10 protein-coding genes are annotated in these 24183 nt (G+C 37.4%); all 10 read left to right on the top strand.

From position 1 onward, the window contains the following. Window positions 1-63: 63 nt before the first annotated feature. Window positions 64-1758, top strand: a complete 1695-nt coding sequence (locus A3EE_RS0102680) for a TonB-dependent receptor (protein ID WP_026209557.1) — start codon at window positions 64-66, stop codon at window positions 1756-1758. A 41-nt stretch (window positions 1759-1799) separates the two neighbouring features. After that, window positions 1800-8912, top strand: a complete 7113-nt coding sequence (locus A3EE_RS0102685) for a fibronectin type III domain-containing protein (RefSeq protein WP_018341889.1) — start codon at window positions 1800-1802, stop codon at window positions 8910-8912. A gap of 1 nt (window position 8913) precedes the next feature. Further along, a complete protein-coding gene (locus A3EE_RS0102690) occupies window positions 8914-9828 on the top strand; it encodes a hypothetical protein (protein WP_018341890.1) in 915 nt (304 codons plus the stop codon). A 249-nt stretch (window positions 9829-10077) separates the two neighbouring features. Continuing rightward, window positions 10078-10584: an REP-associated tyrosine transposase gene (locus A3EE_RS0102695; RefSeq protein WP_018341891.1), complete on the top strand. Its 507-nt coding sequence runs from the start codon at window positions 10078-10080 to the stop codon at window positions 10582-10584. A gap of 190 nt (window positions 10585-10774) precedes the next feature. Further along, window positions 10775-11812 (top strand): hypothetical protein, encoded by a 1038-nt coding sequence (locus tag A3EE_RS0102700; RefSeq protein ID WP_018341892.1) that lies wholly within the window; start codon window positions 10775-10777, stop codon window positions 11810-11812. A 1-nt stretch (window position 11813) separates the two neighbouring features. Continuing rightward, window positions 11814-12092: a hypothetical protein gene (locus A3EE_RS0102705; RefSeq protein WP_018341893.1), complete on the top strand. Its 279-nt coding sequence runs from the start codon at window positions 11814-11816 to the stop codon at window positions 12090-12092. Window positions 12093-12207: 115 nt separating this feature from the next. Then, window positions 12208-13977, top strand: coding sequence for a T9SS type A sorting domain-containing protein (locus A3EE_RS0102710; RefSeq protein ID WP_018341894.1), 1770 nt, complete (start codon window positions 12208-12210; stop codon window positions 13975-13977). 126 nt (window positions 13978-14103) lie between these two features. Further along, window positions 14104-16164, top strand: a complete 2061-nt coding sequence (locus tag A3EE_RS0102715) for a tetratricopeptide repeat protein (RefSeq protein WP_211208912.1) — start codon at window positions 14104-14106, stop codon at window positions 16162-16164. A gap of 6 nt (window positions 16165-16170) precedes the next feature. Beyond that, a complete protein-coding gene (locus A3EE_RS0102720) occupies window positions 16171-17244 on the top strand; it encodes a TIGR03032 family protein (RefSeq protein WP_018341896.1) in 1074 nt (357 codons plus the stop codon). 1479 nt (window positions 17245-18723) lie between these two features. Then, the coding region (locus A3EE_RS0102730; protein WP_425386815.1) for a glycosyl hydrolase family 8 at window positions 18724-24183 on the top strand (5460 nt) is incomplete at its 3' end.

The raw sequence follows: 24183 nt of genomic DNA on the forward strand, positions 1-24183 counted from the left end.
AAGCTGAACCAAAATTTTCATAACCTTACATGCATAAAAGCTGTCCGGTGTTAATTGAATAAAATGAAAAATATTTTAAGTATTTGTTTTATGTTGATGGCTGTTGTGCTTCATGCGCAACAGCTTGAAAGCATAGGTATAAAAAAAGGAGTAAAAATAAATGGCGGTGTATCATTAGCCAATAACTTTTATACAGCATCGGGTATTTCAAACCGTTTGAATCCATACTCCTATGTGCTTTCCGGTAATTTGAACATCAATGCGTTTGGTGTTTCAATTCCACTTTCGTTTGCATACTCAAATCAAAACTTTTCATATAGACAACCTTTTAACATTGTTGGCGCAAGTCCTTCGTATAAAAAATTCAAAGCACACATCGGTTATCGGAATTTAACTTTTTCACCTTACACATTAAGCGGCCATAATTTTTTAGGTGGTGGTCTGGAATATAACGGAGATAAATTTTCTGTTGTGGTTATGTCGGGCCGTTTATTAAAAGCAGTTGACTACGATAGCAACAATGTAAATGCATTGCCGGCATACAAGCGTATGGGTGCGGGTATAAAATTATCATACCGCAACAAAGGGGATCAGATCTCGATATCAAATTTTTATGCAAAAGATATAATCAATTCCATCGACTCAGTTCCTGCGCGAGTAGGTTTGCAGGCACAGGAAAACGTTGTCTGGGGAGTTTCATTTAAAAAAGCGCTGGGAAAAAAATTCGCACTTACCGGAGAGCTGGCACGTTCTGCATGGACGAAAGACATTACCGCGCAGGAAGTTCCGAATCAATCAAAAGGCCCACTTGATGCGATATTTTATATTAGAGGCAATCAAAGTACAGTTACCTACAATGCAATGAAATTTAATGGTACCTATACGTTTAAACTGTTTTCATTGGGTGCAGGCTACGAACGCATCGATCCGGAATACAGAACACTCGGAGCATACTACTTCAACAACGATTTAGAAAATATAACAATGAATGCAGCAACTGCTTTCATGAAAAATAAAATTAAAGTATCCGGTAATGTTGGTTTGCAGCGCGACGATCTGAATAAACAAAAATCATCCTCCATGAAGCGTACCGTTGGTTCTGTATCGCTGGGCATGACACCAACAGCGCGCTTGAACATTAATTTGTCGTATTCGAATTTTTACAGTTATGTAAATATTAAACCGATCGATCTGCAGTACTTACCTAATGCCCGATACGACACACTGAACTATACGCAGATCTCTCAAACCATTTCCGGATCGGTTGGGTACACCTTATTGCAAAGCGATAAGGTTACAAAAATGATTCAGCTTTCAGGTTCACAAATGGGTGCAACAAGCAAGCAGGCATCTACCAATCGCACGAATACCATGCTGAATGCAACCGTTGCATACAATCAGGCATGGAAAGAATCAGGTATAAGTCTGGGTGTAAGTGCGAATGGGAATCAATCCAGATTTGAAGACAATACAAATCTATACGTTGGCCTTGGTATCATGGGCGGTGCGCCTTTGTTTAAGAAAAAGCTGCGTACCAGTCTTGGCCTGAACATGAATCAGAATTACGATAACAATACACTCGTTGCCTATCTGTTTTCGGTCAACAATGGTTATTCATACAGATTAGGCAAACATCAGTCATTGAATGCCAGCCTGCGTTATACGGGCAGAACAAAAATTGCGAATGCAGTTACCGGAAGATACAACACAAGTTTTAATGAGTTTATGGGTTCGCTTTCATATAGCTATAGCTTCTAACCATTATTGAATTTAAGACATTATACGAAATGAATATTTTAATGAATACGAATAAAATGATGCGGATTTTATTTTTGATGCTGTTGAGCGTAAGTATTTTTATTGTACCTAGCCAACGTTTGTTTGCACAACAGACGTATCCGGTGCAGATACAACCGGCTGTATCTTTTCCATCAACTATGTTGAATGATTACGGAGATCCGGCTAACACAAGCATCCGTGTGTATCTTGCCGATCTGACTAAAAATAATTATACGATCAATATTCGTATAAAGTTGACCAGTACAAAGCTTTCCTATACAAGTATCCATGGGATAAATATTACGATGGATGGCGGACAGGTATATTTTTTAAATGCCAATGAACTGTCGCGATTATTTGCATTGACCGATTTGACTATAGATGCTACTACAAAAAGTGATGAACCGAACTCCTTACCGGAAGGCCCTTATAACCTGGCTTTACAGGCATTTGATGTAAGTCTTTTTCCAACGTTGGTGCCGGTATCAAACGTTCTTTCAGATTTTACCATTTTCAATGTTGTGCGGTACGATCCTCCACTTTTGAATTCACCAACCAACAAACAAGAGTTTGATCTGCAAACAACAAATCAAAACATCTTCTTCAACTGGACACCACGTCACATTGTATATTCACCAAGTCAGCATATACAATACCGTTACCGCATGATTCGTGTTCTTCCGGTAGATCGTAATCCGTATGATGCCGTAAATACAAGTGTTGCAGGAGCTACAGGAAATATTGATGTAAATGCCTTAGACTTTGCAACGTTCATTTATTCTCCTTCAGATCTGCAGCTTGAACCGGGAGGAGTATATGCATGGCAGGTACAAGCCTATGAAATGATCAATGGAATTGTATCAACCAGCAGATTTAAAAATCAGGGATTATCAGAAGTATTTACGTTTTCCATTAAAGAAAATTGCGGACAGATCACACTTGCACCGCCAGTTGTTTCGGCTAGTTCTGTAACGTTTAACTGGAACAAAGATCCGAATTCAGTATACAACGAATATGAATTCAATTACCGCGCTGTAGGTTCATCTACCGGATGGATTCCGATCAGTACGGTGCAGAATACCATTACACTTACGAATGCCGTTCTGCAAACAGGTATTCCGTATGAATACAATGTACGTGCACGCTGCAACAACTGGCTTACTCCTGTACAAGGCAGCACCTTTACTCTGGCAACACCAACCTGCGTTGCACCTACTCCGATTACTGTAAATACAAGCGGTACAGCAACGGTGTTGAGTTGGACCGCTGCGCAAAATGTTGACAGCTTAAAATTATATTACAAAATCACTGGAAGCGCCGACCCATACAGTACAATTCTACTCAATCCCGGTGATGTCCAATGTTCATTGCCAAAGCTAACGTCTGGCGGTTATACCATACATTTAGATGCACTTTGTGGTACTTCACAAACGGCAGGAGCTACAAATGACTTTGCATATAATGATAATGGCATTGTAGGTCCTTGTCCTATACCGCTTCCGTTTCAGTTGATTGCTAGTCGTATCACAGGCAAAGTTGATATGGCTAACCTGAATTGGAATACTGTTACAGGCGCACATACAGGTTCAAGCATTACGTATTGGCACAAAGATTCGAGTACGGTAACCTATTCACTTAATGCATCAATAGCCAATGCAGGCGCAGGTGTATCCGGTTCACACATATACGATGATCAGCTATACAACTATAATATCACCTATTTATGCGGTACTAAAAATGTGACCACGCCAATAGGCATGTTCCGGATTTTGTCTGCAGCTGCTAAAGTTAACATCGATCCCCCAACGGCAAGTTGTTTCCCTCCCGTTGATATCCGTGCAGAAGCGCGCGACTCTGTAACCGCACGTGTAGAATGGGATAAAATATCCGGTGCAGATAATTATGAATTAAGCTATCGTGTAAAAGGAACAACAACACCTTTTATAACCTTTAACACAACTGCTACCAATGCCACATTGAAACCGCTACAGGAAAATGCGCAGTATCAGTTGCTGGTACGTGTAAAATGCAGCGGTGTATTCAGTATCTATTCCGATACGGCTTTGGTTGATCTATCAATTGGACGCAACCGTAATTGTGATACGGTAGTGTTTTTCAAAGCCCTTAAGAAAACGATAAATAATATACAAACCGCTTGGAACTTCGATAGCACGTGTACAGGCTATATCATTAAATACAGAGAAGAAGCACAGCCGCTGGCATCCGAGTATACACAAGCCTTTACAAATATTGACAGTCTGAAACACAACAATGTAGTATTGGATACAGTACGTTATACGTTTCAGAATTTAAAATCAGGCACAAAATATATTTTCCGTATTCAGAAAATATGCGGACAAAACAATGCATTGTTTAATCTGCCATTGGCTGCTTCTACTTTGCCGGATGCCAAAAGCAGCGGGGGCTGCGGAAGTGGTAATGTGTGTAATAAAGATTCGACAAGTAAATTACAATCTTTAAAAGTGAAGGATACGATTTATTGTGCCGATTACATTGTACTGGTCGATAGTATAACTACAGGAACATCCAATCCATCTATGGGTATCTACTCCGGCTTAGGCCACATGGATATGCCGGTGCCGGGATTAGGAGATTTTGTAAGCATGCATGTGAGCTTTAAAAATGTAAAGATCAACGCCAAACCCAATAGTTGTGTGTATGGCGGTACGATCAACATTGATAGTATGAATGCCAGCATCATACCAACGAAAATCCGGGATTCGGTCAAGGCATTGATGGCAAAGGCCGAGGGACTTATTGATGAAGCCAATGCAGCACTTGCTCAGGCACAAGGTTTGATAGATAAGCTGCAGGCTGGCTTACAGCAGGGTATTGATTATTTCCAGGGTGGAGATGGTGTAGGAAATGTTGTAACAGGCGAGTTGGGTGATAAGGAGATAGCCACAAATATATCATCTTCATCACCTGTCACGGTGAATGGTACTGAAGTAACCGTGAATGGAGTCAAGAAAGATGTAGGGACGCTTCCTGCTTTGTTAAAAGATACAGAAGGAGAAGTCTATCAGGTTACCTCAACCGGTCTGTTAACCTATGTAGGGAAGTACGATACAACGTTTGCTAAAGATACAACCTTAGATATTTCAGCACAGGTGGTGACTTATACTGAGTATACAGGAGCTATCTATGATTTTGATCAACGTGAAGCTGCATACAGTGTTTCCGAACAGATCGATCGCGAATACGAAAAAATAGGAGCCAGCTATTATGTAGCGGCTAAGTTTATCACTCCGGGTGTACTGGATAAAGTAACAGCAACGTTAAGCGGCAGCGGTGCAGATCCATCTAAAGTGGTCTTTTCAAACGGCAAAGGATTTGTCTATGATAAAGGAACTAATCCGGGTAATACCTTCACGCTGAATCTGGCGGGTGGCCCGGCTTCCGATGGACAATACATTTATGCCTGGTATGTAGATGGCGGTAAAAAGAAGGCTATTGGTAAATTATTGCTGCCGAGTTATGCAACGCAGACGAAGAATGTAGTATTGATACCTGTTAAAGGAGCGCAAACATATAATGCAGCAACGTATGAAACGTATTTGAATCAAACGTATCAGAAAATAGGTATTACCTATCATGTAACAGTTGATAATAGTTTTAAAACAAACACGTCTTGGGCTACTGGAACTAATTTGACTATACAATCCTCGGGGAGCAATTTATTAAGTAATGATTATCAAGGTAAGGAAAGAGATATTATTAAGGCTTATGTAGCTTTCAAAGGTGCAGCAAATATAGATCCCAACACAGCTTACTTTATAGCGGTATACGAACCGACACAAATAGAAAGTAAGCTACTTGGCAAGATGCCAGCGGAAGAACAATTTGGATTTTTATATTCGGGTAATTTCCCTAATAATGGTTCAGCACAGGATGATGGACTAAAACGTACCATGGCGCATGAGCTTGGTCACGGAGCTTATCACATGGAACATATTTTCAACGCCATATATCTGGGTGTAGGAAGAGATAGTGTGAATGTAAAATCATCACTTAACCTGATGAGTTATTATAATACCCAGTCAGCAAATGAACTCTGGAAGTTTCAGTGGGATATCATTCAGGATCCGGGACATGTGTGGGGTATCTTGAAAAGGGATAGAGATGCGCAAATGGCTAGTATATCTAATATAGAAGTTTTATATGCAAACTTTAAAAACGATGATGGATCTTTGACATTTTTAACTCCGTCTGGGAAACCGATTACTATTAAAGAAAAATTAAAGCAAGTAAATTTCGTAACAGGTGATTATTGGTATAAAATTAATTCAGATGGGTCTCGTACAATAACTGATGATCCTATTCCGTATGGTACATTGGCATCTTTTACATTGGAAAGCGGTGATACTGAATATCATTCAAGAGTAGACTTGACTTCGAAAATTTTTGAAGGTTATGTTAAAGCCAATTCAACTGATTATTATAAAGAATCACTTTCGTATACAAAAAAGTACACATATGTAATTACTGGAGTTCCATGTTTAAAGAGTGGTAGATTTATATATAATATATTTCATACAAATTTTTTAGAAGCTACTTCAAGTGCAACAATTCTTGCTGATGTTAAAGAATCTAATCAAGGCGAAGGTCTGTGTCAACCAGAATTATTTTTACAAAATTATTTATCAAATGCAAATGATGGAAAGGAAGTTTATGCTGTCATTTCTGGCTCAGAAACGTTTGAAAAAGTTTTTCTAGATACAAGATTAGATTCGAGAGGAGATGTATGTGGAAAGGAGGCTATTTTTGCATTCAAATGTGCAATGGTATTATTTGATGATGGACTGGGGGAAACAGAAGGATTATATAATTGTCTTGATGAAGCAGAAGATGCAGTAGTTCAATCATTGCACAATGGGTATTCTGAAATGGTTGGAAATAGCTATGTTCCAAGACCTGTTCCTGCTGTTTCAACATCTGTTTATAACGCTGCTCTTGATCAGGCAAATCAAGCTTCAGGCGATAAGTTCGCAAAAGATAATTTTTTCGAACATTTACTTCCAATACTAGTTGATCTTTCTAACATATTAATATACCATCAGCCAGCAGAATCTCTTGCAGATACTGATATTGATGACATTGTTGATTTTTTTATAATAAAAGATGCAAATGGAGAGACAAATATTGCCGGTAGAATGTGTCTTTTATCTAGTTTGGATATTAACATTAGAAAGAAAATTATAAAGAGAATTAACTCCAATACATGGTCTGATGAAAAGGAAAAATTAATGGTGGATATAATTTCAACAACTCCTAATGATCAGGGATTGCTGATGTTAACATTTTTAGCGGAAAATAATTACGAATGGTTTGAAAAGATATATGATGAAATTCATCTTTCTCATCGAGACCAATTTGTTTATTCAATTTCATATATGGCATTAAACCATTGGGACAGAAAAAATATAGCTCAAGCAATGCCACCGGATTATGATGCAGCAAGTAGTATTTTTAATAATTCTACAGATTATGTTTATGCTTGTGGTAATGAAATTCTTGATTGTGATACTAAAGTTTTTGGTGTAGATCGTGAAGTGTCAGGAATTAATTATAGTTTACTAGGTGATATAAATCCTTTAGCCAATTATCAGGTTAAGTTTGCTTATTCTTTAGGTGAAGGATGGGAAAAAGATTTTGTATGCAAAGCTGATCCGTTTGAATTTATAAAAGTATCATTTGTTAGTGATTTTAATTTTCCATTGATAACAAGTCCTACGGGTAAAACTATTAAAACAAATGAAATTGTTGAAGTTCCAGCTTTTTGGCTTTATTATATATTAAGAGAAAAAACAATAATTGAAAATGTTTATGTTGTTAGAATAATTGCAGATGTAGCTGCTGTTGGAGCTGCAGTATTAACGGCTGAACCAGGACCGGTTTTAATAGCAGAAGCACTTTTCGCAGGTGTTGATGCAGGTGTAGCAACTTACGTTGAAAAATTAAGTGATCATGATCCATTTGCGGAAAGCCTTAACGATTCTTGGAATACTATTTCATTAGGAGTGGGTGCAGTATTTATTACAAAAACAGTGGTAGGATCTGTTACTAAATTTGCATTAGACCCTCAAAAGTTAACAGCTTATATTGGTACTTTAAGATCACGAAACATACCAAGCGAAATAGATGCATATCTATCACAAACATCAGCTTTGTTAATTAATTTGGCAAAATTTAGCACACAATATGGAATAGATAAAGTTAGAAATATATTTTATTCAACAATGTTGAGTGCTTATATCGAAGTAAAAGCTTTAACATATACTAAAAATCTGAATACAAGCCTCACACAACTAGTAAAAAATGGGAATCAACTCGTACTTAGAAATGCTAATAATGTAGAAATACAAATTGCAAGCCTAACCGAAATTGAGAATACGGGATCACTTTCATTAACTTCAACGCGTTGGTTACCGGAAAATACTCCTGCAGCCTCAATCACAACAGTAGGGAAAGTAGAGAATATTACATATACTTATCCTAATCAACTTTCAAAAGTAGGAGATCTTGAATATGTGACAGTTGGAGCTGGGCAATTGTATATAAGAGTAGCTGTAAGCAGTTCAAACAAATTATTTACTGTCAATGAACTACAAGTACTTAAAAGAGCAGATTTACCTGATTTTGTAAGAAATAATCTTGATGACTTATTAAGTGATGCAAATAGAAATGTAATATGGTCTTTAACTGATGAAACAGCTGGTCAATTTAAGAGAGGGGATTTGATTGAAGAAATTTTTAATCAATGGAGCAGCAAATATAAAAATTATCAAAATCTTAATGAAGTTATACCAAATTACAAAACATTGGATTTTGATGGAGTATTAAATAATACTAACGAAGTAGTTTCTTTAAAAACATATCAACCAACTTCGGCAACAGAAAAGACTTTAGTAAGCATAAATGCGAAACTTGACAATTATACAAGTAAGCTTTCTACAGCGACTTTAGATCCTTCACACGCAGGAAAAACAAGAGTTTTGGACTTTACTATTAAAAAAGGAGAATGGGACAGTTTCATGGATGATATTTTGGATCATGTTGATGATTTACAACAGACTTATCCAAATGTAACAATTAGAATAACTGAGTTTTAAAATGAATAAAATTTCGATAGATTTTTCATTTAATAGTTTTTCATTCAAAAATGAATGGGTAAAATTTATTGATATGAATTTTCAATATGGGGTGATCAAATATGAAGTTGATTTTGATTGGTTTGAAACAAAAAATATATTTGACCTTCAACATATTGAAACAAATCATATCTCAATAGAATTAAAAGATGGAGGCAAAATTTTAATTCAAAATATTAAGAATTCATTACCCAGACTTTGCTTTTTAGGAATTGCTATTGAAAGTTATAACTCAATTATATTTTTTTTAGAGAGCAAATTCACAGCTGAAATTGTTTATGGTCGTGTTTTAGAAAGTATAGATAATATTTTACAAGAGAGTGATAAAATAGATTCATGGAGGAGAAAGAAAAGGTCTATTCCAAATAATATTGATATACTTCCTAATCCTATTTATACCAATGAAAGGGAAAAAGAAATTATAAGTATTGAAAGTTTACCAGGACATTCACATATAATGAATTATGGTGATATGCTATGGTTTGGAAGTTGTTGGCAAATGTATTTTAGTTCAATCTATTATAAATATATTCCAAAGTTTTTATTTGATTCTTTTATTGATTGTTATGAAAAAAAAATATTAGAAAATGGTTTGCAGAAGATTACTTTATTTGAAAAGGTAGAAGACTTTGATTTGCCTCAAAATAGAGCAAAACAATGGGCTTTCAGAAGAGCTTTAGGTATAGATAGTATTGCTCATGAACTTACAAAGTCTATGAATCGAATCGAACCTAAAAACTTATCAGTAAAAATAACAAAAGAGAATTCTTTGCAGGGAGAAATAAGAGTTGAAATTTATAAAAAAGATAAAATTGAGATTAAAGAATTTTTAAATGATGGGATTACAATAACCTACGAACAAACTAAATTTCTGTAACTCATGATATACATTTAAGAATACAATTCCTCCTAAGAATGTATTTTCGCCGTGGTTGGCAATCCCACTTCTCCCCAGACCTAACTGGCTCGCCGTTGTGCCTTTTCGGCCAAGCATCTTCTACTGCTGTTGGCGACCATCACTTTCACCTAAGCACCGCTCAACTTGCTGTTGTGCCAGCGGCCAACAGCTCACTGCTATCAAAGTGAAGTTTGAATAACAAATAGTAAAGAGTATTTTTGTTTTGCTATGGAAAAAATAATTTACTATCCTGTATTTTTTACAGCGACAATCAGACACTGGAAACGGTTATTAAAACTAGATAAGTATAAAGAAATAATTCTTGAACAATTGCGGGAACAAATAAAAAAGAATCAACTGATTGTGTATGCTTACTGTGTGATGGATAATCACATTCACATTATATGGCAAGTAAAAGGTATTATTGATACTTCAGAAGTTCAGAAACAATTTTTAGAAGGATGTAGCAAACATATCAAAGCAGATTTAGAACTGCATCATCCCAATGTGCTTCCTTTTTTCAAATCTTCACAAAAAGATAGAAGTTATCATTTCTGGAAACGGTGTGCTAAATCAAAGGAGTTGTATGACGATGATATTTTTGAACAGAAGTTAGATTATATTCATCATAATCCAGTAAAAGCAGGACTTTGTAACTTGCCTGAAGAATACATATATTCAAGTGCGCGATATTATTTAGAGAATAACTTTAGTGATGGTTTATTAACTCATTAAAGAGGATAGAGCAGTTGGCTGTTGGCCAGAAAAGGCACAACAGCGAGTTGAGCGGTGGTTAGGTGAAAGTGATGGACGCCAACAAGGAGATAAGGATTTATCACTAAAGAACAGGTGGGTAAATTGTTGGGAGTAGATTATCAAACCCTTGATCCAGATAATTATATTGATGATTTAATTACAAAACTAAATGAAGACGCAGTATTTAATTCCATCTTTAAAACTCAGCAGTAGAATTCATAATTTTCAGACACAAGACGAATTTTTATACGTTCAAATTTCACACGAAAATCGATTGTTAGTATATGAAAAATTAGAGTTTTATAAGGAATACGAAAACAAACCTGGATCAATGTACAATGTATCAGGAATTGTAGCATCTGATTATGCAAATTTTTTTGAGAGAGGAGAAATTGACTCTTTTGCTAGAGATTTAGGTTATACATATTCTGGACATCATTATAAAAATAAACATCTTATTGTTAAATTTCCTGAGATAAAAAGATCTTATTATGATAGAACAAATAAAACTATAACAGAGGCTACAGGTCATCATACTCTACCGGGATTTAACTTGTTTACAGATGAGTTTATCATTTATAGTGAAAAAAATGAATTAGATAAAGTTGTATATAAGGTAAAACGAGATTTTACAACCGGAGAAGAATTGTGGCGTTTTGATATTCGAACAGTAAACGCCGAACTTAAGATAGATAGATGGCAAGACCCTGTATGCCTATATGAAAATCTACTCATTTTTTCTAATCATCTAGACCTATTTGCATTAGATATAAATACAGGAAAACTAGTATATCATCAACCATTAGGTGGCTATTTACATCATATTTCGTTTGACAGCGGTGTTATTTTTTTGGAAGCATTTCGATCTCCTAACGATCATAAGTTTCAGTTGAGGGATTGTAAAACAGGAGAAATTATAAAAGAGAAAATATATAGTAGAGAGCTGTTTACTAAGAAAACGAATGAACAACCTACATTTACAAATGCTGTTATATATAAAAACTATTATGTCTTTGCATATATAAACTATCAAGTATGTTTTATGAACAGAGAAACCATGGAAATAGAACATTTATTTAAAATGAAACTTACGGTTCAAGAAAAAAGTAAAGCTTCGTTAGATAAAATTACTATATCAAATGGTATGCTACACGCTCGATCCTATAATTTTAATTTTTGGGTGTTTGATTTGGAAGGGATAGTTTGATATGGTGAAAATAGAAAAAGTAAACGTGCCTGCTATAATAGGATGTATAGCTGCTTGGGGAGCATTGGTATATTTTTTACTATATCCCGAAGTTTACGATTCAGATGTAGTTCTTTTGGAACATAGTCCACGTAAGCGTAATGCAAAGTTGGTTTATCTTATATTTCATTTTGCACATAATTTTATTGGGAAGTCCGGATTGTTTTTATTGTTGGGTATTGTAGGGGCAATCTTCTTATTTTATAGTGTTAGATTTCAAAAAAGAATAAATCAAGAATAATCCCCGCCATTGATTTCGCCATTTAAACTCTACACAATTTGGGTTTATTCAATAATTATTTTAGCTTTATGTAACTGTATATTTTCAATCTAATATATTTTTATTCAAACCAATAATGAAAAAATTACTTCTTTTACAGCTTCATTTAATAAAAAGAAAACATGCTAAGTTTGTTTCCAGACTTGAAAGAGCACTAGGCGATGGTAGTTTTCATACAATGCATCTGAATCAAAAGAATAAATTAGTACAACGTGTAGAAAGAGTAAAACTTCAATTGTCGCGTTTGGAAAGTCTTATTCAATACGGAAGTTTAGCTGCAGTAACAGCGCTTGCGTTAGTTGCTACAGATGCAGACGCTCAGACAATGACTCCTCAGGGAGCTGAATTCAGAGTGAACACATATACTACCAGCAACCAATCTCCGATTTATGTAGGTGCTCCTATTGATCAGATGGAAAATCCTGTTAGTAAAACTTCTGCAATGGATGCCAATGGCAATTTCGTTATCACCTGGCAATCTACAAACCAGGCTGGCGCTAGTTCAGGCTATGATATATATGCACAAAGATACGATGCTGCAGGCGTGGCACAGGGTGCTGAATTTTTGGTAAATACATATACGACCAATCAACAGTTTTTTCCAACTATTGGCATGGATGCTTCCGGAGACTTTGTTATTGCATGGCAATCGGTCGGTCAGATAGCTAGTTCAGGATATGATATTTATGCGCAGCGGTACAATGCTTCGGGTGTAGCACAAGGTACAGAGTTCCGTGTAAATACAAACACACCTCGTTCTCAGACTTCACCAGCAGTTGCAATGGATAATTCAGGTAATTTTGTTGTAGCATGGTCTTCTTATAATCAAGTTTCTACAGGTTCGTATGATGATGTTTATTTACAGCGTTATGATGCAGCCGGCGTTGTACAAGGGACAGAAGTGTTGGTGAATACGTATACGACTAAAACACAGCAATTGACATCTGTAGCGATGGATCCGACTGGAAATTTTGTTGTAACCTGGCAATCATATCACCAAAATGGCGCGTATAGCAATCTGGATATATATGCTAAAAGATATAATGCTTCCGGAGTTGTTCAAGGAGCGGCTTTTTTAGTAAATACAGGTACAACATATAATACACAATCGTATGCTTCGGTTGATATGGATGCAACTGGTAATTTTGTTATTGCCTGGCAATCCAATAATCAGCTTGCTTTGGATGGTACATATAATATGTATGCAAAACAATACACTAAGGAAGGATATTTATTGAAAGATGAATTTTTAGTGAACACAACAACTGGTAAGCATGCAAGAAATGCATCGGTTGCTATGGCCGATAATGGGAACTTTGTTATTGCATGGATTTCTATCAATATAGCATCTGCAAACTCTGTAAGAGATGTATATGCACAACGATACAATGCTTCTGCTGCAAAGCAAGGCGGGCAATTTCTTGTTAATACCTATACAACAGGTAGTCAAACCGTGCCGTCTGTAGCAATGAACGGAGCAGGTGATGTAGTAATATCATGGGCTTCAAAAGGTCAGGATGGAAGTGATTACGGTGTGTATGCACAGCGCTATTTAATAGCGAATCCAACAACAGATATACTTAATTCGAGTGCGGATTCAGATAATCTTTTCAGTTTTTATCCTAACCCTGCTAAAGGAGTAGTGAATATAAGTACGCTGAAAGATTTGGGAGAAACAGCAATTTCAATAAGTAATTCAACGGGAGAAATTGTATTAGAAGACAAACAGAACCTGAGTCAGGATGGTATCAATACTATTGATCTGTCAGCCTTACCTGCCGGGATTTATATAGTAAAATTAACATCTGCAAGCGGTGTTGAATCTAAGAAAATAGTTATTCAATAAAGTATAGTGAGCGGTATTGAAACAAAAGCTTTAATATGAAAATATTAAGGCTTTTGTTTTTTATTAGTAAAGCATTCAATATCTTTCAGGATAGGTATGAATAATTATTTGGATCAACTTTTCACAATGGCACATCGTGCCTGGCAGCAGAAGTCATATAAAACGGCTGAAAATACATACCGTCAGATTCTTAGAGATTATCCAAAGCATCCGGATGCACAGCATTTATTGGGGCTTGTATACAGCGAGCAGGGCAAATACGAAAATGCCATTCGGTATATTTCTGAAGCCATTACAACGAATCCCGATAACACCGCTTATTACTCTAATTTAGGAGAGGTATATCGCCTTGCAGGTGAATGGGATAAAGCATTATCTCATTTTCAAAAGGCGTTGCAGATACAACCTGACTTTGTAGAGGCTAAATTCAATCTTGCAAATGGACTGCATCAAAAAGGAGATACACAGCAGGCTTTTGCTTTATATGCAGAAATTTTAGTTGTACAACCAACCCATATAAAAGCAGCATTTAATAGTGCAAATATATTGATGGCAAATGGCCAGTACAGATCTGCGATTGATGCTTTCAGAAAAGTACTTGCTATGAATAATAACCATGCAGATGCCCACAATAATCTTGCGATTGTATTATCTGAGTGGGATCATTTGGATGAAGCAGAAATCCATTATAAAAATGCGCTTGCACTAAATCCACAATTTTCTGAAGCCAAAAAGAATTTAATTAATTTACTTGAATCAATTGGAAAATCAGAAGAAGCAAGAGAACTGATACGATCTGAAGATTCTTTTCGTAGGCAACAAACTTCAGCACTTCTTCATGAAAAATCAATTAGTCCAACAATACATTGTTCACAAACTGAAATAGCAGAATACAGAGAAGAATTGCTCAATCTCTTTACTAGCCTGCCTTTCAATAGTTTTAGTTCCGATGATTTTATTCGATTTTCAACATTGGAGTTACCTACATTATCCAATCTGATTTATCAGGGAGAGGATGATCTAAAAATTAAAACGTCTTACGCTGCATTATTCAAATCTGTTTTTCCGGAATATACACCTAAAGGTTCCGTATTTAAAAAACACATAGGTATTGTTGTTACTTCTGGTCACGAAGGAGTATTTCTTAAATGTATGAGGGGAATATTAAATACTATTTCTACTGAAACATTTAGAATTACGGTAATCTGTAGTTATCCTAATGGAGAAAAAATTATACGTCCTGTATTAACCAATCCGGATGTTGAATTTCTTTCTATTCCGAATGTATTATCTGTTGCAGCTGAATTGATTTTAAAATCTAACATTGATCTTTTGTATTATTGGGAATGCGGCACAGATAAAATAAATTATTTTCTTCCTTTTATGCGATTGGCTCCTATTCAATGTATAAGCTGGGGATGGCCTATAACCAGTGGCATTCCGAATATGGATTATTTTATTTCTGCTGCAAATCTTGAAACCGATAACAGTCAGAGTTTTTATACAGAACAATTATACATTCAAAAAAGGATACCTGTATATTATTATAGACCACCTATTCCGGTTAAAGATGTAATGAAACCAATATCGTACTTTGGTTTGAATGAAATCAATCACCATTATATTTGTCAGCAGAATTTAAGAAAAGTACACCCGGATTTTGATGCCTTAGTTAAGGGAATATTAGAGCAAGATCCTTTGGGAATAGTTATCTTTATTAACGACAAAAATAAATACGTTTCCGATCGATTCAAAAAAAGGTTGCAGGTAAGTTGTAAAGATGTATATAGTCGTATTGTCTTTTTGGAACGTTTATCTGAGAACGATTATTTGAATGTGCTTTTGCTGAGTGATGTGGCATTAGATACTACCCATTATGGCGGAGGAGCCAATACATGCTATGATGCTTTTGCATGCGGCACTCCTCTTGTTACATTAACCGGTATGTTTCATAGAAGCCGTTTTGCTTTTGCTGCTTATCAGCAGATGAACTATACATATTGCGTTGCGCATTCTTCAGAAGAATACATTCAAAAGGCTGTTCAACTAGGCACACAAAAAGAATTGCGTAAAGAAGTATCAGCGTCCTTAAAAAAAGCTTCTAACATTCTTTTTGAAGATATTGAAGCAGTAAAAGAATTAGAACATACATTTGAAAAATTAATTTCAATAAGTAAATCACACTAACATTCTATGAGCGTAACCTTACCTCCTTTTTCCTGTACACATTCTCCAAATCTTCCGGAGTTACTTTGGGAATTAAAATTTTCAATAGCCATTACTACGTATCAGGCAGGCAAAGTAATTATTTTTAGTGCAACAAGTCCTGAAGGTCTGATTCAGTTGCCTAGAAATTTTGAAAAGGCAATGGGGATGACAGTAGAAAATGGAAGGATGGCAGTTGCAACCCGCAATGAAGTTGTTGTCTTATCAAACTCAACGGCCTTAGCGCCTAATTATGGTATTCAGCCAAATGTGTATGACGGTTTATTTATTCCAAGAGCTGTTTATTTTTCTGGCGAAATTGATTTGCATGATATGGGCTGGAGCAAAGAAGGATTGGTTGCAGTGAATACACGCTTCTCCTGCCTCTCTCTTATTAATGATGAATTCAGTTTTAAACCAATTTGGAAACCAGCTTTTATAAGCGATTTAGTACCCGTTGATAGATGCCATTTGAATGGAATGGTTATGGTTGATGGTGCGCCTAAATATGTAACGGCACTTGGAGCAACAGATTCGGCGAAAGGATGGAGAACCAGTGTAGAAACGGGTGGTATACTAATGGATGTAGAATCAAATCAAATCATTTCTTCCGGATTGCCTATGCCACATTCTCCAAGAATATACGATGGGAAGTTATATGTTTTGCTGTCAGCTACAGGTGAACTTGCCCGCGTTGATGTATCTTCCGGCAAATATGATGTCATCACACGGTTCAATGGCTTTGTACGGGGCATGGCTAAGCACGGAGATTTTTTATTTATTGGATTATCAAAATTAAGACAAAACAGCTCTACATTCAGAGATCTTCCTATAGCTCAGAAGGCCTTACAATGCGGCATTGCTGTGGTACATTTACCTACGGGAAATGAAATTGGTTTTCTTAAATATGAAAATAGTGTAGAAGAACTGTATGATATTCAGATTTTACCCAATATGCGAAAGCCCGGTATTTTAGGAATTGATTCTATGGAACATCGCAAAGCGCTTGTCACTCCAACAGATTCCTATTGGTCAGAACCTGAACCAAATAAGGATCTATAGGGAGAATAGCTTACATTTTCCCTCCTAAACCTCTTTTAGCCCGCCGTGATTGGGCCAGATTGACTCCCTATATTTTTAAGAATAACCTATTCTGTTCAACTCGCTGTTGTGCCTTTTCGGCCAACAGCCAACTACTCTAAAAAGAAATTCCCTTTCGGATCGATTCAGTATAATAGGAATAGGTAAACAGCTTACTGCATTTTTATTTACCTTCCATTTCTTCAAATACATCACCTCCTTTGGAATGAACTCTATACCCTGTTTGACAGTCATTCCAAAATCACTTTTACAGCTAAAAATCAAGCAAATTTGATGTGTTTTATATAAAATACGGTTTCTGGCTAAACCCATTAAATTCCTAATAAATTAACATTTAACATTTTATAAGTAAATATTGAATTTATAATTACTGTTTTCAATACTAATAAATTTTTCACTTATCCACAGCCAAAATTGCAAGTCTTTTGTCCCGATTGAAAGTTACCAGTCAGAAATAGAACTACATTACAGAAGCCGTTTGATTAGGATCTATTGGATTAGCATCTTAAAACTGGAGGGAATCTACTTCGTCGGTTAAAAAGGAGATTTAAAGCACGGACAAAGCATTTAAAAACAGAATGACGATTTAATAATTTCGTGAAATCTAATCTTAATGTTGAAGGGTAGAAATATCTGTTGAAAATCGAGATAAAACATACATGAAAAAGGACTCACTTTTTCCGGCTTCGAAAAGCTTTTATGTCTAATAAATTTCTCAAAAAAGTGTCCGGGAAACTATTTTTTATAAAAAATAATATCTGATAAATGAACCCAAATTTTGTTGAAAATTCATTAAACATTTGCTTTAGAAGTCAAGAATTCAACTTCTTATTCAAAAAATTGTAGTGGTAATGAAAAGTTGATTTTGCAGAATGAAAATAATTTTTTAGCTCAAAAAGTGCTTTTTTATGTGGTATTAAGCGATTTTAAAAAATTAATCAAAAAATAGAATTTTTACCAGTTACTTTTGGACTCTTACAACGTATTCAATAAAGTAAAGTTGTCTCTAAGTCGGTTTAATTCAAAAGTAATATTGTATTATTGTAATATACAATAGCAATTATTCCTCACGTAGCATCTTTACACTCATTAAAAAGTTAGTCTATGATTCGGGTTTTTACGAATAAAAAGTATTCTCAGATTTCTTCCTTTTTCATGCAATGTATTACAACATTGTGTGTCGCTTTCTTAATTTTTACAGGTCAAAAGGCCAATGCACAAACCTGGCCAGGAGATACCATACATGTCCAGATCAATACAAATAATCCGGCATATCCTTTTCCTCAATTCTTAGAATATCAATCGGGTAAATCATTAGCTGCTAACAATGCGGTTGGTGTTACCCACGCAGATATGGAAAAAGCCATGCGCGAAGCGTACCAGATCATGATGCACCGTGCATTAAAAGTGCCGGGAAAAGTATTGAATGGTGTGCAATACATGCAGTATAATAATAATACAGTTCCGCAGAATTACGGAACCTTTGTTTCAGAAGGAGATGGATATGCCTTGTTAGCGGCGGCGTATTTTGCAGATAAGCCAACCTTTGATGGTTTATGGGCGTGGATACACGATAATCGCTTAAGTGGTGTTACAAAATATTATGATTGTTTGCCATTAAGAGCAGGATATCCCTATGGTGCAGGTTTTGCCGGCTGGAATTGTACAGCTGCGGATGGTGTTGGAGCTACATCTGTTAACTCTGCCGGAGATGGAGATGTGGATATCGCAATGGCATTATTAATTGCTAGCAAACAATGGCCTACAGGAGGAATCATGGATGGCTGTTCTACATTGAGAACGTATAAATCTGAAGCATTAAAAATGATCAAGGTGATGGTAGATACCTTGTATTATACAACAAGTCCATTTGGTGCACAAGCGGGTGTTAAAGGATATCTGTCTGGTATCGTTGGTATTGATGGGTATATTAAAAGTGGAAATACATGGGGAGAAGTTACGAACTGGCGTTACTCAGCAGCAAATACAGCCTATCCATGGGCACTGAACAAACCGGATCCGATTCAGGTAAATAGTCCATATGTCGATTACAATGCTCCGGCGTATTTTGAAGAGTTTGCTGATTTCTTAGCAGCCAATGGAGGTACCGCCTGGGAGATCAGTCAATACAGGCGCTGCGCCGCCTCTGCCGATTGGATCATTCAGCAAATGTACAACAAAGGCTATATCGCGAGTGCCGGTAATCATACGATCAGTGACAATGGAGCTACAACTACGTTTGGTTCGTTTAGTGCCGGAGAAGATTTCAGAATGGCATGGCGTACTATATTGAATTATATATGGCATGGCAATCCAACCACCACATGGAACCCGGTTACGCATCAGGTAGTACCAGGTGGAAATACATCGGAATATGATATGGCTTTACGTCATAAAGAATTTTTAAAATTTCCTAATTCACTTCCCAGTACTTCAGCGAATGCGTTTTGCAGTAAGCTTGGTGCTTCCCCCGATCCGGGTCAGCCGAACTGGAAAGGTGTTGCTCAGATAAAACAGCAATACGCACCGAACGGAAGTGTGTTGGCAAATTATGGGGTGAATTGGATGGCTGGAACGGGAATGCCTGCTGCTGTGGCTTCAGGTGATCTGGATTTAACGGCAGAATTATACAGACAATGCGAATTAAGCTGGGATGACCAGAGTGGTTCTGCTAAAGTGACTCCAGCAGAAGCTAGATATATAAACAGCACACCAAAATATTTTCACGGTTGGTTCAGAACATTAGGTATGCTTACGGCATCCGGAAATCTTCATGCACCTGAAGACATGGTTGCTGCAGCCAATATGAAAGTGTATATGGATGTAGATAAAACATTCGCATACGAAGGCGACCTTGTTAATTACGAAGTGAGCTACCGCAACTATGGATCAGTAGATGCCACAGGCGTAAGCATTACAACAATTGTTGATCCTGCTTATCAGATCGTTTCAGCAGTTGGCGGAACAATTTCCGGAAATACCATTACATGGAGTATTGGAACTGTACCGGGCTTTAAGACAAATGCATTAGCTGCAACAAAGGGTGTACGGAATTTTACTGTAAAAGTAAAACCTATAACAATTGCTACAATTGTTTGTCTTACAAGTACCATCACTTCAAGCAATGCACCCATATGGACAAGCAACGAATATCCAAACAATGCTACCTACACCATGGAACGCAATTGTGTGGATCTGTTGAAAGATCGTGTATTGGCTATTGAAAAGACAACCGATAGATCCGTTATGAATCCGGGTGATGTTGTAAACTTCACCTTGAATTTTGAAAACAAAACAGGTTCTAACTTGTGGTTGAATGGCGGTAGAGATCGCGTAATTCTTTCATATGCGAATTATCTTAGTGGCACAGGTTTTTATCAATTCTATAGAATCTGGCATTCCGCTCAGGAAGCCTATATCAACTTAGGAAATTACAGGGTTTCTTATTTTATGAACGATGGTGCTGCTATCGGGAAATACAATGCAACCACCAATCCTACAGGTTGGGATACCTATGTAGATAATCAAAATGATTTAGATAAATATGGATACAATCCATTAACGCTTCCGGTCAATCAGCAATTAAATTTTACCTATCAAAAAATCCCTTGGGGTTCGGATGCCAATGGTGCATGGAATCAGCGCGTGATCACACAGTTTGCGCAAGTATTGTCGGCTCCTTCAACACACATATTTGATAAATTAGATAGTGAATATTTAATTCATAAAGGCGTTGTTGGTCCAGGCTTTACCCGTACCCGATTTGAATCAAAACCTTCTTCTCCTTTAGCACCTAGAGTCGCAGACGATTGGTCTTATGATGCGACGGCTGCCAGTGGTAGTCTGGATGGTCAGGGATATTATTTCTTTCCTGTTACTCCTTCTTACACGAACGCAACCACTGTTCCAAAATTTGCACCGGTTGTCGTTAACAATTACAGCAAGGATGCGTGCGGCGGACCCGTTCAGAATTTTTCAAAAGTGTTGTTTGAAGAGTTTGATGGATATACCTGGAGACGTATTGCAGGGAATGGTCCATTACCGGGAAGAGAAACATACAATGTTGTTGTAACCGATTCTATTCCGATCGAATTGGCGTGGAGTGCATTTATAGATGACAATGCGGTTGGCATTACAGCTACTTATACGCCGTTAACAGGTAATCCTAAATTTTCCGGTTATGTAAAATGGTCCATACCTGTTATGCTTACCGGCGAAACAGGAAATCTGTCTTACAAAACAATTGCAAAGTCTCCGTGCGCTGAAAAAACATTTATCAACGCAGGCTGGATCTGGTCAGACGTAGACTCTCCGGATTCTTCAGCAGTTAACTTACGATTAACTTGTACTACAGTGCCGCCAACACCACCGATAGAAACTTCTTTGGTGAAGACAGCAGATAAAACAAATGTTGTGGTGGGTGATGTGATAAACTATACCTTAACATTTACAAACAAAGACGGTTCAACAGCATCGTGGGCCGGTGCAAGCACGGTACTTACAGACTGGCAGACATTGGGTTCAAATGTTACCATACCAAAATTGAACAATGCAGTTATTTCACTGGATCAGAATGGCGGCAACAATTCTCCGGGCAGCAATGGATATGCGTTTGGTCCGAAGAAAGCGCATGGTAAAAACGGTTATGTAGAAGCTACCATTGTACCAACCAATTCCAGTAATTTATCTTTTATATACCGTTATCAATCCGGTACACCTGGGCAATCTGATTTTGTTGGTGTACGACTTGAAATGGCTCCGAATAACGGCGGTAATAACGGTGTAACATTTACGCTTTATAATAACGCAACTGCAATTGCAACATTAACCGGATTAACATTCCCGGGAAGCTTCAATCCAATAAAGATCAGAACACAATTACTGGATGATAAATTATACATCTGGGTGAATGATTTTAGTGGTGCGCCATTAAAAGTAATTTCAGGAATCACTCAGCAAGGTGCCGGTTATGCAGGTATTTATGGAGGTGCTGGTGGTAATAGCTCTCAACAGACACTTTCTGCCTACACAGCACACTTTGATTCCGCATTTGATCTGGTATTAACAGATCCTGTGCCGACCCAATTAAACAATGTTGTTAATATTTCGGATGCAGGTGCATTGGTAGGTTCAACAGTTACCTGGCCATCCGTAGCGGGTCCGATTTTAGCAAATGCAGTTATTACACGAACATTTAAAGCAACCGTTAATACCTGTACAGACTTTATTACAAATATTGGTAAGGCAACTGTATATGGTGTTACCAATATTCAATCTCAGAATGTTGTTTTATGTGGTGCAGTAACACCGCCATGTACAAAACCTGTAATTACTTCATCTGCTACAGGTTCAGTGTGTTCTGGAATTGCACAGGCTTATAGCATCACGAGCAGTTTGCCATCAACGTATACATGGACAAGAGCTGCTGTTACAGGGATCACACCTGCGACCGGTTCGGGTTCAACTGCAACGATCACCGAAACGTTGACTAATAGCGGAACAACGCCGTTAACGGTTACATACGTTATTATACCAACTGCCACTTCTCCTTCTTGTGTAGGTAACCCGTTTAATTATGTTGTCACGGTAAATCCTACTCCAACAATAACAGGTACTGCAACTGTTTGCGTAGGTTCAACTGTAACATTAACGGGTTCGGCAACAGCACATGCAACAACACCATGGACATCCGCAAGTCCATTGATAGCAACAGTAACAAGTGGCGGAGTAGTAAGCGGAGTAGCAGCAGGTTCAAGTATAATCACGTATATGAATACCAACGGCTGTACACAAACACAGACCGTAACCGTAAATGCGAAACCAACCATTACAGGTGCAGCAGTAGTTTGTGTAAGTTCTACAATAACATTAGCTGGCTCTGCCACAGCGCATGCAACAACACCATGGACTTCTGGAAGTCCGCTGATAGCAACGGTAACAAGTGGTGGAGTAGTAAGTGGAGTAGCAGCAGGTTCAAGTATAATCACGTATATGAACACGAATGGCTGTACAGAAACTCAAACGGTAACTGTAAATGCCAAGCCAACGATTACTGGAGCATCAGCTGTATGTGCAGGTTCTGCAATAACATTAGCAGGTTCTGCCACAGCACATGCAACGACACCATGGACCTCCGCTAGTCCGTTGATAGCAACGGTAACAAGTGGCGGAGTAGTAAGTGGAGTAGCAGCAGGTTCGAGTATAATCACGTATATGAACACGAATGGCTGTACAGAAACTCAAACGGTAACTGTAAATGCCAAGCCAACGCTTACAGGTCCATCAACCGTGTGCGCAGGTTCAACAATAACATTAACAGGTTCGGTAACGGCACATTCAACGACACCATGGACTTCTGCAAGTCCGTTGATAGCAACGGTAACAAGTGGAGGAGTAGTAAGTGGTGTTGCAGCAGGTACAAGTGTTATCACTTATATGAATGCGAACGGCTGTACGGAAACACAAACCGTCACCGTCACAGCAAGTGTTACTCCTACTGTAGCGATAGCTACCCCATCAACAACAATCTGTACGGGTACAAGTGTAACATTTACGGCAACCCCTACAAATGGCGGCACGCCAACGTATCAATGGAGAAAAAATACGGTCAACATTGCGGGAGCAACCAATGCAACATTTACAACAACAGGAGCAGCAAACGGCGACAGCTATGATGTAGTAATGACAAGCACAGCAACGTGTGCAAGTCCTGCGACAGCAACCTCGAATGCCGTTGTGATGACAGTAACAACGGCAGCTACCCCAGCGGTTAGCATTACAGCNGTACCGGCAGGAGCAATCTGNGCGGGTGCGAGTGTAACGTTTACAGCAGTTGGTGGTAACGGAGGAACAGCTCCGACATACGAGTGGTTTGTGAACAATGTGAGCAAAGGAGCAGCA

Origin of the sequence: Cytophaga aurantiaca DSM 3654 (assembly GCF_000379725.1) — a bacterium.
Taxonomy (GTDB): domain Bacteria; phylum Bacteroidota; class Bacteroidia; order Cytophagales; family Cytophagaceae; genus Cytophaga; species Cytophaga aurantiaca.